General features: G+C 69.1%; 11 protein-coding genes. 1 reads left to right on the plus strand and 10 read right to left on the minus strand.

The features are described from left to right. Positions 1 to 90: 90 nt before the first annotated feature. From era to rpoE, 8 genes are all read right to left on the minus strand, one after another. The gene (era, locus tag NRY95_15150; GenBank protein UYC15059.1) at positions 91 to 993 is read right to left on the minus strand and encodes a GTPase Era; all 903 of its coding nucleotides are present in this window, start codon (positions 991 to 993) and stop codon (positions 91 to 93) included. Continuing rightward, positions 990 to 1670: a ribonuclease III gene (rnc, locus tag NRY95_15155; GenBank protein UYC15060.1), complete on the minus strand. Its 681-nt coding sequence runs from the start codon at positions 1668 to 1670 to the stop codon at positions 990 to 992. Before rnc ends, era begins: the two co-directional genes overlap by 4 nt. After that, positions 1660 to 2037: a DUF4845 domain-containing protein gene (locus NRY95_15160; GenBank protein ID UYC15061.1), complete on the minus strand. Its 378-nt coding sequence runs from the start codon at positions 2035 to 2037 to the stop codon at positions 1660 to 1662. The genes rnc and NRY95_15160 overlap by 11 nt, the downstream gene beginning before the upstream one ends. A 23-nt stretch (positions 2038 to 2060) precedes the next feature. Then, positions 2061 to 2861 carry a signal peptidase I gene (gene lepB, locus NRY95_15165; GenBank protein ID UYC15062.1) on the minus strand — a complete coding sequence of 267 codons (801 nt, stop codon included), beginning with the start codon at positions 2859 to 2861 and terminating at the stop codon, positions 2061 to 2063. A 100-nt stretch (positions 2862 to 2961) separates the two neighbouring features. Beyond that, a complete protein-coding gene (gene lepA, locus NRY95_15170; protein UYC18599.1) occupies positions 2962 to 4752 on the minus strand; it encodes a translation elongation factor 4 in 1791 nt (596 codons plus the stop codon). A 215-nt stretch (positions 4753 to 4967) separates the two neighbouring features. Further along, positions 4968 to 6524: a DegQ family serine endoprotease gene (locus NRY95_15175; GenBank protein UYC15063.1), complete on the minus strand. Its 1557-nt coding sequence runs from the start codon at positions 6522 to 6524 to the stop codon at positions 4968 to 4970. Positions 6525 to 6624: 100 nt separating this feature from the next. Continuing rightward, positions 6625 to 7584 (minus strand): sigma-E factor negative regulatory protein, encoded by a 960-nt coding sequence (locus NRY95_15180; protein UYC15064.1) that lies wholly within the window; start codon positions 7582 to 7584, stop codon positions 6625 to 6627. Continuing rightward, a complete protein-coding gene (rpoE, locus tag NRY95_15185) occupies positions 7581 to 8201 on the minus strand; it encodes an RNA polymerase sigma factor RpoE (protein UYC15065.1) in 621 nt (206 codons plus the stop codon). The genes NRY95_15180 and rpoE overlap by 4 nt, the downstream gene beginning before the upstream one ends. A gap of 238 nt (positions 8202 to 8439) precedes the next feature. Here rpoE and NRY95_15190 point away from each other — a divergent pair, with 238 nt between their 5' ends. Next, positions 8440 to 10503, plus strand: coding sequence for a 3-hydroxyacyl-CoA dehydrogenase NAD-binding domain-containing protein (locus NRY95_15190; protein ID UYC15066.1), 2064 nt, complete (start codon positions 8440 to 8442; stop codon positions 10501 to 10503). A gap of 161 nt (positions 10504 to 10664) precedes the next feature. Here NRY95_15190 and NRY95_15195 read toward each other — a convergent pair whose 3' ends face one another. Then, a complete protein-coding gene (locus NRY95_15195) occupies positions 10665 to 11681 on the minus strand; it encodes a cation diffusion facilitator family transporter (protein ID UYC15067.1) in 1017 nt (338 codons plus the stop codon). A 290-nt stretch (positions 11682 to 11971) separates the two neighbouring features. Continuing rightward, on the minus strand, positions 11972 to 12979 hold the full coding sequence (locus NRY95_15200) for a putative sulfate exporter family transporter (GenBank protein ID UYC15068.1): 1008 nt from the start codon (positions 12977 to 12979) through the stop codon (positions 11972 to 11974). Positions 12980 to 13014: the final 35 nt, after the last annotated feature.

Below are 13014 nucleotides of genomic sequence, written 5' to 3' on the forward strand. Positions count from 1 at the left end.
AGCCCCTCCCACAGAAAAGCGGAAATGCGGTGAACTTGCGAAAATCCCGAGTCCCGAGTCCCGAGTCCCGAGTCCCGAGTCCCGGCTTTACTACTCCCCGTACCCGAACGCCTTCAGCGCCGCCTCGTCGTCCGACCAGCCCTCGCGCACGCGCACCCAGGTCTCCAGGAACACCTTGGCCCCGAACAGGCGCTCCATCTGCTGCCGGGCCTTGGCGCCGATGTCCTTCAGGCGGGTGCCGCCCTTGCCGATCACGATCGCCTTCTGGCCCTCGCGCTCGACCCAGATCACCGCGCCGATGCGCAGCAACGCGCCGTCCTCGGCGAAGCGCTCGATCTCCACCGTGGTCGCGTACGGCAACTCTTCGCCGAGTTGGCGCATCAGCTGCTCGCGGACCAGTTCACCGGCCAGGAAGCGCTGGCTGCGGTCGGTGATCTCGTCCTCGCCGAACATCGGCGGGGCCTCCGGCACCAGCGCCAGCAGGTCGCGCACCAGCGCTTCCAGGCCCTTGCGCTTGAGCGCGGAGATCGGATGCACCGCGGCGAAGCTGCGGCCGTCGCTGACCTGCTGCAGGAACGGCAGCAGCGCGGTCTTGTCCTTGAGCCGGTCGACCTTGTTCACCACCAGCACCACCGGGATGCCGGAATCGCTGAGCACGTTGAACGCCAGCGTGTCCTCCTCGTCCCAGCGCCCGGCCTCGATCACCAGCAGGCCGGCGTCCACGCCTTCCAGCGAACCGCGCGCGGCACGGTTCATGACCCGGTTCATGGCGCGCTTCTGCTCGCGGTGCAATCCGGGGGTGTCGACCAGCACCAACTGCCCTTCCGGGAAGCTGGCGATGCCCAGCAAGCGGTGCCGGGTGGTCTGCGGCCGGTTGGACACGATGCTGACCTTGGCGCCCACCAGGGCGTTGGTCAGGGTGGACTTGCCCACGTTGGGGCGGCCGATCACGGCCACGCTGCCGCTGCGGTAAGGGGACGCTTGCTCGTTCACTTGCTGGAATCCAGTTGCTCGATGGCGGCGGCGGCGGCCTGTTGTTCGGCCAGCCGTCGCGAGGTGCCCTCGCCCTCGGTCATGAGGGCAGGCTCGGCGAGTACGCAGCGTACCCGGAATAGCTTGGCGTGTTCGTCGCCGGTTTCGCTGATCAGTTCGTAGGCCGGCAGCGCCCGCTGCCGGGCCTGCAGCCATTCCTGCAGGCGGGTCTTGGCGTCCTTCTCCGGCTTGCCCACCGGCAGTGCCGCCAGCGCCGTCTCGAACCAGGGCAGGATCACCGCACGGCAGGCCTCGAACCCGGCGTCCAGATAGATCGCCGCGACCACCGCCTCGACCGCGTCGGCCAGGATCGAATCGCGGCGATGCCCGCCGGACTTCATCTCGCCCGGCCCCAGCGTCAACCGCTCGCCCAGCTCCAGCTGGCGGCCGATGGTGGCCAGCGAGGCCTCGCGCACCAGTTCGGCGCGGGCGCGGGTCAGCGCGCCTTCGTCGGCCTTGGGCCAGCGCCGGTACAGCGCCTCGGCGATCAGCTGGTTGACGATGCTGTCGCCGAGGAATTCCAGCCGCTCGTTGTGCGGCGCGCCGGCGCTGCGATGCGTCAGCGCCTGCGCCAGCAGCTGCGGGTCGGCGAAGCGGTGACCGATGCGGTCGCCGCGCAGGATCGTTTTACTCGCCACCGCGCGTCGTCAGGTCCTGGGTGATGTCGAACTTGCCGACCACGTCCAGGTTGGCGATGAGCGGCTTGCGCACCTCGTAGGCCACGTGCATCTTCCAGCCCGAATCCATGCGGTCGAACTTGACGTCGTCCGGCTTCACGTTGTCCGAGTAGCTGATGTCCAGGCGGCGGAACAGCAGCATCTTCGCCTGCGCCGGATCCATGTCGGCGCTGCCGTTTTCGGCAGCCAGGCCCTTCATCGCCGAGCGCACCGCGTAGTACTCCATGTACATCGGGAACAGCTTCATGCCGATGTAAGCGAAGAAACCGACCACCGCCAGCACGATCACGAACGACGTCAACGTCATGCCACTTTGCTTGTGCTTCATCGCGCTTCCCCTTACGCCAGAAATCACTGGATGCCGGTCCCGATCCGTGAGGGATCGAAACTGCCGCTGCAGAACCACCCTTCGCAATTGAGCCACACCAGGAACGCCTTGCCGCGCAGATTCTCCTCGGGCAGGAAGTGGGTCTGGGTCCAGAAGCGGCTGTCCTCGCTATTGTCGCGATTGTCGCCCATCACGAAATACTGGCCCGGCGGCACCACCCAATCGCCCTGGCCGGCCGGATTGTTGCGCTCCAGCCATTCCAGTTCGGTGTGGGTGCGGCCCGGCAGGTATTCGGTGAGCAGCGTGGCGCCGGTCATCTCCGCGCCCTTGCCCTTGCCCACGTACTCGCCGCGCACCTGGTACTTCATCGGCGTGCCGTTGATGTACAGGGTATCGCCGTGGAAGCCGATGCGGTCGCCGGGCAGGCCGATGACGCGCTTGATCCAGTTCTCGTCCGGCTTGTGCGGCGGCTTGAACACCACCACGTCGCCGCGCTTGGGCTCGCTGGTCGGGATCACCTTCTGGTTGGTGATCGGCAGGCGGAAGCCGTAGGCGAACTTGTTGACCAGGATGAAATCGCCGACCAGCAGGTTCGGCATCATCGAGCTGGACGGGATCTTGTACGGCTCGGCGATGAAGCTGCGCAGGATCAGCACCACCGCCAGCACCGGGAAGAACGCCCGCGAATAATCGACCAGCACCGGCTCGGTATCCAGCAGCCAGGCGCGCGCCGCGCGGCGCCTGGCGAAGAACAGCTTGTCCAGCAACCAGACGATGCCGGTGGCGAGGGTCAGGACCACCAGCGCGATTTCAAACCATTTCATTCGTATTCCTTCGGAATGGGAATCGGGAATCGGGAACGGGGAATCGGAAAGGCAAGAGCGCCGCTCTTCCCATTCCCGATTCCCTACTCACCATTCCCAGCTACTTATCCATCTGCAGCACAGCCAGGAAGGCTTCCTGCGGGATCTCCACGCGGCCGACCTGCTTCATGCGCTTCTTGCCTTCCTTCTGTTTTTCCAGAAGTTTCTTCTTGCGCGACACGTCGCCACCATAGCATTTGGCCAGCACGTTCTTGCGCATCGCCTTGACCGTGCTGCGCGAGATGATCTGCGAGCCGACCGCGGCCTGGATCGCCACGTCGAACATCTGCCGCGGGATCAGGTCCTTCATCTTTTCGCACAGCTCGCGGCCGCGCCGGTCGGCGTGGCTGCGGTGCACGATGATCGACAGCGCATCGACCTTGTCGCCGTTGATCAGGGTGTCCACGCGCACGAACGGGCCGGCGTCGAAGCGCAGGAAGTGGTAGTCCAGCGAGGCGTAGCCGCGCGACACCGACTTGAGCTTGTCGAAGAAATCCAGCACCACCTCGGCCATCGGCAGTTCGTAGCTGATCTGCACCTGGCTGCCCAGGTAGTTGATGCCGATCTGGCTGCCGCGCTTTTCCTCGCACAGGGTGATGATGTTGCCGACGTAGTCCGGCGGAGTGAGGATGTTGGCGCGGATGATCGGCTCGCGGATCTCCTCCACGTTGTTCAGCGGCGGCAGCTTGGACGGGTTGTCCATCGGGATCACGCTGCCGTCGGTCTTGAGCACCTCGTAGACCACGGTCGGCGCGGTCGAGATCAGGTTGAGGTCGTACTCGCGCTCCAGCCGTTCCTGCACGATCTCCATGTGCAGCATGCCGAGGAAGCCGCAGCGGAAGCCGAAGCCCATCGCCTCGGAGCTCTCCGGCTCGAAGCGCAGCGCCGCGTCGTTGAGGCGCAGCTTGTCCAGCGCCTCGCGCAGGTCAGGATAGTCCTCGGCATCGACCGGGAACAGGCCGGCGAACACGCGCGGCTGCATTTCCTGGAAACCGGGCAGCGCATGCGGCGCCGGGTCGGCGGCCAGGGTCAGGGTGTCGCCGACCGGCGCGCCGTGCACGTCCTTGATCGAGGCGTTGATCCAGCCCACTTCGCCGGCGCCCAGCGCGGCCAGCTCCTTGCGCTTGGGGGTGAACACGCCGACCTTGTCGACCAGGTGGGTGCGGCCGGTGGACATCACCAGGATCTTGCTGCCCGGCTTGATCTCGCCCTGCATCACCCGCACCAGCGAGACCACGCCCAGGTAGTTGTCGAACCACGAGTCGATGATCAGCGCCTGCAGCTTGTCGGTGTCGCGCGGCTTGGGCGGCGGAATGCGGTGCACGATCGCTTCCAGCACCAGGTCCACGTTGAACCCGGTCTTGGCGCTGACCGCCACCGCGTCCTCGGCGTCGATGCCGATCACCGCCTCGATCTCGGCCTTGGCGCGGGCGATATCGGCGGTGGGCAGGTCGATCTTGTTGAGCACCGGCACCACTTCCAGGCCCTGCTCCACCGCGGTGTAGCAGTTGGCCACCGACTGCGCTTCCACGCCCTGCGCGGCGTCGACCACCAGCAGCGCGCCCTCGCAGGCGGCCAGCGAACGGCTGACTTCATAGGAGAAGTCGACGTGGCCGGGGGTGTCGATGAAGTTCAGCTGGTAGACCTGCCCGTCCTTGGCCGTGTATGGCAAGGACACCGACTGGGCCTTGATGGTGATGCCGCGCTCGCGCTCGATCGGGTTGGAGTCGAGCACCTGCGCTTCCATCTCGCGCGCCTGCAGGCCGCCACAGAGCTGGATGATGCGATCGGCCAGGGTCGATTTGCCGTGGTCGACGTGGGCGATGATGGAGAAATTGCGGATGTTCCGCATCGAATCAGAGGACATGAGGTGGGCGGCGGCCAGGACCGTCGTCAGGATAACGGGCCATTATCGCATGGCTCGGAGCGAGCCAGGCGCCCCGCCTGCGCCACGCGTGGACCAAGCGCTGCGCGGGCAGCATTTCGGGAAACAAACCCCAATGAAATCAATGGCGGCCAGCGAACCGGGGTTCGCTGGCCGCCATCGGCAGTGCGGCGTTCGCGCGGTCAGTCGACGCTGATCGCGATGAACTGGCTGGCCGGGCTGCCCGGCGCGCGCACCAGCAGCATCACCACGTCGCCCTTCTTCGCGCCGGCGGTCAGCTTGCGGAACTGCGCCGCGTTGGCTACCGGGGTACGCCCGACCTGCAGCACGATCATGCCCGCACGCAGCTGCGACTTGCTCGCCACCGCGCGGCTCACCTGCGCCACCTGCACGCCCTCGTCGGCGCGCAGGCCGAGCTTCTGCCGCACCGGCGCCGGGATCTCCTCCACGCTGATGCCCAGCGCGCTGCTCTCCGCGGCCTGCGGCGCCGGCGCCGCACCGCCGCGGCCCGGCAGCTGCTGGCCCATCGCCACGCCATCGTCGCTGAGTTCGCTCAGGGTCACGCTGATGTCGCGCGGCTTGCCGTCGCGGATCACGGTGACCCGCGCCTTGCTGCCCGGCGGCAGCATGCCCACCAGCGGCGGCAGGTCTTCGCGCGTGTTGATCTTCTGCCCGTTGAAGGCCACGATGAAATCGCCCGGCTCGATCCCGGCCCTGGCCGCGCCGCTGCCCGGCTGCACGCCGTTGACCAGCGCGCCGCGGGTGTCGGTCAGGCCCAGGCCCTTGGCCTCGACATCGCTGATGTTCGGCTGCATGGTCACCCCGAGCATGCCGCGGCTGACCTTGCCGGTCTTCTTGATCTGCTCGACCGCGCTCATCGCCAGGTCGATCGGGATCGCGAAGCTGATGCCCATGTAGCCGCCGGAGGCGGAGAAGATCTGCGAGTTGATGCCGACCACCTCGCCGCGGGTATTGAGCAGCGGACCGCCGGAATTGCCCTGGTTGATCGCCACGTCGGTCTGGATGAACGGCACGTAGCGCTGGTCGGCGTACGGGTTGCTGCGCCCGGTGGCGCTGACGATGCCGGCGGTGACCGAGTGGTCCAGGCCGAACGGCGAACCGATCGCGACCACCCACTGGCCGGGCTTGAGCATGTTGGAATCGCCCACGCGCACCGTCGGCAGATTCCTGCCGTCGATCTTCAGCAGCGCCACGTCGTACTGCTGGTCGCTGCCGACCACCTTGGCGGTGAACTCGCGGCGGTCGGTCAGCTTGACCTTGACCTCGCTGGCGCCATCGACCACATGGTGGTTGGTCAGCACGTAGCCGTCGGGCGAGATGATGAAGCCCGAGCCCATCGAACGGCCGCCCGGGGTGGCGTCGTCCTCGTCCGGCCCCTGCTGGCCGGGCACGCCCTGCTGGCCGGGCATGCCGTCCGGCCCGAAGAAGCGGCGGAAGAACTCGGGGATCTGCGCATCGTCGGGCATGCCGCCGGCGCCGCTGCGCGCGGCCGCGGCCTTGCGGCTGATCGTGGTCTCGACGTTGACCACGCCGGGACCGACCTGTTCGACCAGGTTGGTGAAATCGGGCAGGCCGGCGACCAGCTGCGGTGCGGGCGCGGCGCGCGCGGCCGGCGGCGGTGCGGCCGGCGCGCCCGCCTCGGGCTGCTGCGCACAGGCGGCCAGCGGCAGGGACAGGGCCAACACGCCCAGCAGATGGTTGCGGATACGGTGAGTCATCGGACGCGAGCCTCCGGTTCGGGAAAGGGAAGGAAAACAGCGGCGGTGCCGCCGGCACCGCGCGCCGGAACGAAGCGCGGGCTTCGGCCGACGCCTGGGTTCAAGGCTGCTGCGGCAGCGGCGCGGACGCCGCCTCGGCCGGCAACCGCGGCTCGAATGGATAGAACGCCGCCGCCGCGCCCTGGCGCGGGAAACTGGCGGTGAACTCGCCGCCGGTCGCGGCCGGCGCCAATGCCGAGCGCGGCCATGGCCGGGCCTGCAGCGGTACCGTCTGGTGTGCGAACGGATCGCCGGCGTGTTGCTGCGCGAGCGCCTGGCTCGCCGCCGCGGCGGTCAGCGGCAACGCGCTCGCCGCAGGCCGCGGCGGCGCCGCGGCGGCGATCGCGCGTACCGGCTCGGCGGCGCGCGCCGTGCTGCTGCGCCCAGCCTGCTGGGTGCGGGTCGCGCCGCGGCGGGCGGCCGCATCCTGGCGCCGGTTCGCGGCGATGGCCACGGCCGGCGCCGCGGCGACCGCCGCCCCGAGGTCGCCCTGCGGATCGGCCGGTGCCGGCGTCGGCACGTGCGGCACGGCTGCGGGGACTGCAGGCGTAACGGCGGCAGGAGCGCTCGAACTGGCGATCTGCACGGGTGCTGGCGCCGGTGCTGCATCGGGCAGGCGCTCGCGGGTCATGAAAAAGGCGATCGCGGCGACCGAGGCCGCCAGCGCCGCGCCGCCGCCCCAGCGCCAGGCGCGGCGGCTGCCGGCCGCATCGCTGGCGCGCGCCGCGCCGGCGCGCTGCGCCTCGGCCGCCACCGCCTGGCGCACGCGCTCGCCGAAATCGGCCGGCGCCGGCATGCACACGCGGCCACGCAGGATGTCGCCGCACAGCTGCCAGCGTTCGTGGCAGCCGGCGAGTTCTTCGTCGTGCTGCAGCCGGCGCACCACGAAACGCGCCTCGTCGGCCGGCAGTTCGCCGTCGATCAGCGCGGACAGCTGCTGCCGGTAGTGCAGTTCGAACTTGTCCGGCGCGGCGGCGCCAGGGGTCGGTTCGGGCGGGGAAACGGGCTTGCTATCGGTCATACGCGGTGTCGCTCACGAGTGGCGCTGTCGGTATCCAGCAGGGGACGGAGTTCGGCGTCGATGGCGTCCCGCGCACGGAAGATGCGCGAGCGCACCGTGCCGATCGGGCAACCCATCTTCTGCGCGATGTCCTCGTAACTCATCCCGTCCACCTCGCGCAGGGTGATGGCGGTTCGCAATTCTTCCGGCAACGCATTCACCGCCTTCATCACCGTCTGTTCCAGCTCCTGGCGCATCAGTTCGCGCTCGGGCGTGTCGGTGTCGCGCAGGCGCGTGCCGCTGTCGAACTGCTCGGCATCGAGCACGTCGACGTCGTCGGTGGGCGGCCTGCGGTTGTGCGCGACCAGGTAGTTCTTGGCGGTGTTCACGGCGATACGGTGCAACCATGTAGAGAACTGGGCGTCGCCACGGAAGTTCCCTATCGCGCGATAGGCGCGGATGAAGGTGTCCTGTGCCACGTCCTGACATTCGCTCCAGTCGGCGATGTAGCGCCCGATCAGGCCGACGATCCGGTGTTGGTACTTGCGCACCAGCACATCGAACGCCGCGCTTTCGCCGCGCTGCACACGCCGGACCAGTTCCAGGTCCAGCTCCTGAGGTGTTTCGACATCGGCCATAACGGGCCGCACTCCTGTCAGCCCAACCTACGTCGGACCATCTGACCGCCAATTCGGAAAAAAGTTCAGCGCCCCTGCGGACCGCCGCCCCACGACGTTAACCCGCATTCCGTTAGGCTGGCGGCATGCCAGCGGTCGCGGGACCCGCGTCACTCCCCGGTGGATTGGGATTTGACGCAACGGAAACAACCTCTGGATGATAACGATCTTCTCCATACATAAGCGGATGGTCCTCCCCATGCTTTCAGGCTTCGACGGGCTCCGATTCAGTCACTGGCAAGCGGATATCCGCGACGACGGCGTCGTCGTGCTCAGCCTCGACCGCCAGGACGCGCCCGTCAACGCGCTGTCGCAGGACGTGCTGCTGGAGCTGGGCGATCTGCTCGAACGCATCGCCATCGACCCGCCCAGGGGCGTGGTGATCCGCTCGGCCAAGGCCAACGGCTTCATCGCCGGCGCGGACCTGAAGGAATTCCAGGAATTCGACCGCCGCGGCACCGTCAACGACGCGATCCGCCGCGGCCAGGCCACCTTCCAGAAACTGGCCGAACTGCCCTGCCCGACCGTGGCCGCGATCCACGGCTTCTGCATGGGCGGCGGCACCGAGATCGCGCTGGCCTGCCGCTACCGCATCGCCTCCAGCGACGGCGCCACCCGCATCGGCCTGCCCGAAACCAAGCTCGGCATCTTTCCCGGCTGGGGCGGCAGCGCGCGCCTGCCGCGGCTGATCGGCGCGCCGGCGGCGATGGACCTGATGCTGACCGGGCGCACCGTGTCGGCGTCGGCGGCACGCGCCATGGGCCTGGTCGACAAGGTCGCCGCGCCGGCGGTGCTGGTCGATAGCGCGGTGGCGCTGGCCCTGGCCGGCAGCGCGCGCCCGTTCAAGCAGCGCGCCAGCGCCTGGGCCAGCAACACCTGGCCGGCGCGCAAGCTGCTGGCGCCGCAGATGCGCAAGCAGGTCGCGCGCAAGGCGCGCAAGGAACATTACCCGGCGCCGTACGCGCTGATCGGCGTGTGGGAGCGCAGCGGCGGCGGCGGCATCCAGGCGCGGCTGGACGCCGAGCGCAAGGCGGTGGTCAAGCTGGCGAGCACGCCGACCGCGCGCAACCTGATCCGCATCTTCTTCCTCACCGAGCGGCTCAAGGCGCTGTGCGGGAAGGATCATGGCATCCGCCACGTGCACGTGGTCGGCGCCGGGGTGATGGGCGGCGATATCGCCGCGTGGTCGGCCTACAAGGGCTTCGAGGTGACCCTGCAGGACCGCGAGCAGCGCTTCATCGATGGCGCGCTGAGCCGCGCCGGCGAGCTGTTCGCCAAGCGGGTCAAGGACGACAGCAAGCGCCCGGCGGTGGCGGCGCGGCTGAAGGGCGACCTGCCCGGCGACGGCGTGCCGCTGGCCGACCTGGTGATCGAGGCGATCATCGAGAATCCGCAGGCCAAGCGCGAGCTGTACCAGTCGCTGGAACCGCGGATGCAGCCCGATGCGCTGCTCAGCACCAATACCTCCTCGATCCCGCTGACCGAACTGCGCGAACACATCCAGCGTCCGGCGCAATTCGCCGGCCTGCACTACTTCAACCCGGTGGCGCAGATGCCGCTGGTGGAGATCGTCTGCCACGACGGCCTGGCCGCCGACAACCAGAAGCGGCTGGCGGCGTTCTGCAAGGCGATCGACAAGCTGCCGGTGCCGGTCGCCGGCAGCCCCGGTTTCCTGGTCAACCGGGTGCTGTTCCCGTATCTGCTGGAAGCGGCCACCGCCTACGCCGAAGGCATCCCCGGCCCGGCGCTCGACAAGGCCGCGGTGAAGTTCGGCATGCCGATGGGGCCGATCGAATTGATCGACACCGTGGGCCTGGACGTGGCCGCCGGGGTCGGCGCGGAACTGGCGCCGTTCCTGGGCCTGCCGATTCCCGCCGCGCTGCAGACGGTGGAACCGGGCAAGCGCGGCAAGAAGGATGGCCAGGGCCTGTACGCCTGGGAAAACGGCCGCGCGAACAAGCCGGAAGTGGACAAGGACTACCAGGCGCCGGCCGATCTGGAAGACCGCCTGATCCTGCCCTTGCTCAACGAGGCGGTGGCCTGCCTGCACGAAGGCGTGGTCGCCGATGCCGACCTGCTCGACGCCGGGGTGATCTTCGGCACCGGTTTCGCCCCGTTCCGCGGCGGCCCGATCCAGCACATCCGCGCGGTCGGCGCCGATGCGCTGCTGGAGCGGTTGCGCGCGCTGCAGGCGCGCTACGGCGAGCGCTTCGCGCCGCGCCCGGGCTGGGATGCGCCGGCGCTGCGCGAGCCGGTGGCCTGAGTCCGGTTCGACGAGTTTTATCAGGCAACTTCGGCTGCCTGGATCTTTGTGGGAGCGACTTCAGTCGCGACAGGCCTTACCGGTAAAGCCCGTCGCGACTGAAGTCGCTCCCACAAATGGCACCTTCCACATGCCGCATTCAAGATCCGCAGCGACTCGACTCAGAAATGCGAATGCCCATGCGCGCCGTGCGCATGGCCGTGCCGATGCCCGTGGTCGTCGTGCTTGCCGTGATCATGATCGTGATCCGCATGATCGTCGTGCGGACCCGCTGCCGCGCGCGCCGGCGTGCCGCACGGCTCCGCGCCGCAGTGCCCGGCTTCCATCTGCAGGGTGATGTGGTCGATGTCGAAGCGCGCATGCAGGCCATCGCACAGCGCCGCGCGCAAGGCGTCGGCATCGGCGCCGTCGGCGATCACCACGTGCGCGGTCAGCGCCGGCGTGCTGGAGGCCAGCGCCCACACGTGCAGGTCGTGCACGTCCTCCACGCCGGGGACGCCATGCAGATAGCCGCGCACCGCGGCCATGTCCATGCCCTTGGGCACGCCTTCCAGCAATACGTTGATCGCCTCGCGCAGCAGCACCCAGGTGCGCGGCAGCACCCACAGGCCGATCAGCACCGCCAGGATCGGATCGATCACCTTCCAGCCGGTGAGGCGGATCGCCAGCGCGCCAGCGATCACCGCCACCGAGCCGAGCATGTCGCTCCACACTTCCAGGTAGGCGCCCTTCATGTTCAGGCTCTCGCCGCTGCCGGCCTTGAGCAGGCGCATCGAGATCAGGTTGATCAGCAGGCCGAACGCGGCGATGCCGAGCATGCCGACCGTGGCCACGTCCTGCGGCTGGCGGAACCGCTGCACCGCCTCCCACAGGATGTACGCGGCGACCACGAACAGCATGCCGCCGTTGAACAGCGCGCCCAGCGCTTCCAACCGCGCGTAACCATAGGTGCGCTTGGCATCGGGCGGGCGCCGGCTCAGCCGCACCGCGACCAGCGCGATCATCAACGCCAGGGTGTCGGTGGCCATGTGCGCGGCGTCGGACAGCAGCGCCAGGCTGTTGGTCAGGAACGCACCGGCGATCTCCACCAGCAGGAACGTGGCGGTCAGCCCCAGTGCCCACCACAGCGGTTGCTCGTGGCGGATCTCGGTCGGTGCGTGGCTGTGGTCGTGTCCCATGGAGTTGGCCTGGCGGTGCGTGCGAAGAACAGGCGCCAGCTTAGATCGGCCCTGCGGCGGAGACTATTACACCGCGGCGGCATGTCCGCACGCCGCTAGCGCAGCGCGCGCAGAGGGCGTTCAAACCTGCGCTTGCGGCACGCCCCGCCGCCCCGCCGATCCGGCGGCCGCGGCGGCGCTTGCCGCGCTGCGGCGACGGTGCAGCGGTCGCGACACGATGCCGCATCGGACCGCACGCGATGCATCCGCGATGCCGACGGCATGCCGCATGCGCACGGCAATGCTGCGCGTCACGGCAGCCACCACACCAACAACCCGCTGATGCCGGCCAGCGCCAGCAGCGACAGCGTGCCCGCGGCCAGCACGCGGCCGCCGGACGCCAGCACCGAGCGCAGGTTCACCGACAGGCCCAGCGCCGCCATCGCCACCAGGGTCAGCAGCGCCGAAACGCGTTGCGCCGCGTCCGCCAGCGCCAGCGGCAACAGGCCCGAGGAGCGCAACAGCATCATGCCGATGAAGCCCAGCACGAACCACGGCAGCAGGCGCTGCAGCGGCAACCGCGCGGCGCCCGGCCGGCCGGCGGTCAGCCCGAGCAGCAGCATCACCGGTCCCAGCATCACCACCCGCATCAGCTTGACCAGCGCGCCGACCTGCGCGCTGATGGCGCCGACCGGCAGCGTCGCCGCCAGCACCTGCGGCACCGCGTACACGGTCATGCCGGCGAGGATGCCATAGTGGCGCTGATCCAGGCCGAACAGCGGCACCGCCAGCGGCAAGGCCAGCACCACCACGATGCCCAGCGCCGCGGTGAACGCGATCGAGGCGGCCACCTCGTCCGAATCGGCGTCGATCACCGGCGCCGCCGCGACGATCGCCGAGTTGCCGCAGATCGCATTGCCGCAGGCGACCAGCGTGGCCAGCCGTGCCGGCAGCCCGAGCAGGCGGCCGATGCCGTAGCCGATGCCGATCGCCAGCAACACCGTCGCCGCGATCAGCCCCAGCAGCAGGCCGCCGGCCGCGCCGACCGCAGCGAAGCTGACCGACGCGCCGAGCAGCACGATCGCCACTTCCAGCGGCAGCTTGGCGGCGAAGGCGATGCCGGCATGGGCATGTGCCGGCAGATCCAGCGCCGTGCGCAGCAGCGTGCCGAGCGCGATCGCGAACACCAGCGCATCGATCCACGGCCGGCCCAGCCAGTGCAGTTGCGCCCGCTCCGCCAGCAGCGCCAGCGCGGCGACCGCGATCGCCAGCAACAGGCCCGGCAGCTGCGCTGCGATGTTGCCTAGTGTCTTGCGCATTGCCGCCACCGTGTCGAAGTGGCCGCAGGATGCGC

It is taken from the genome of Xanthomonas campestris pv. phormiicola (assembly GCA_025666215.1).
Lineage (GTDB): Bacteria > Pseudomonadota > Gammaproteobacteria > Xanthomonadales > Xanthomonadaceae > Xanthomonas_A > Xanthomonas_A campestris_A.

Coding starts and splice junctions, on each gene's coding strand:
- NRY95_15195 (UYC15067.1), bottom strand. CDS start 11,681: ATGGGACACGACCACAGCCACGCACCGACCGAGATCCGCCACGAGCAA.
- rpoE (UYC15065.1), bottom strand. CDS start 8,201: ATGGCCGATGTCGAAACACCTCAGGAGCTGGACCTGGAACTGGTCCGG.
- NRY95_15160 (UYC15061.1), bottom strand. CDS start 2,037: ATGAAGCACAAGCAAAGTGGCATGACGTTGACGTCGTTCGTGATCGTG.
- lepB (UYC15062.1), bottom strand. CDS start 2,861: ATGAAATGGTTTGAAATCGCGCTGGTGGTCCTGACCCTCGCCACCGGC.
- NRY95_15200 (UYC15068.1), bottom strand. CDS start 12,979: ATGCGCAAGACACTAGGCAACATCGCAGCGCAGCTGCCGGGCCTGTTG.
- NRY95_15175 (UYC15063.1), bottom strand. CDS start 6,524: ATGACTCACCGTATCCGCAACCATCTGCTGGGCGTGTTGGCCCTGTCC.
- NRY95_15180 (UYC15064.1), bottom strand. CDS start 7,584: ATGACCGATAGCAAGCCCGTTTCCCCGCCCGAACCGACCCCTGGCGCC.
- NRY95_15190 (UYC15066.1), top strand. CDS start 8,440: ATGCTTTCAGGCTTCGACGGGCTCCGATTCAGTCACTGGCAAGCGGAT.
- lepA (UYC18599.1), bottom strand. CDS start 4,752: ATGCGGAACATCCGCAATTTCTCCATCATCGCCCACGTCGACCACGGC.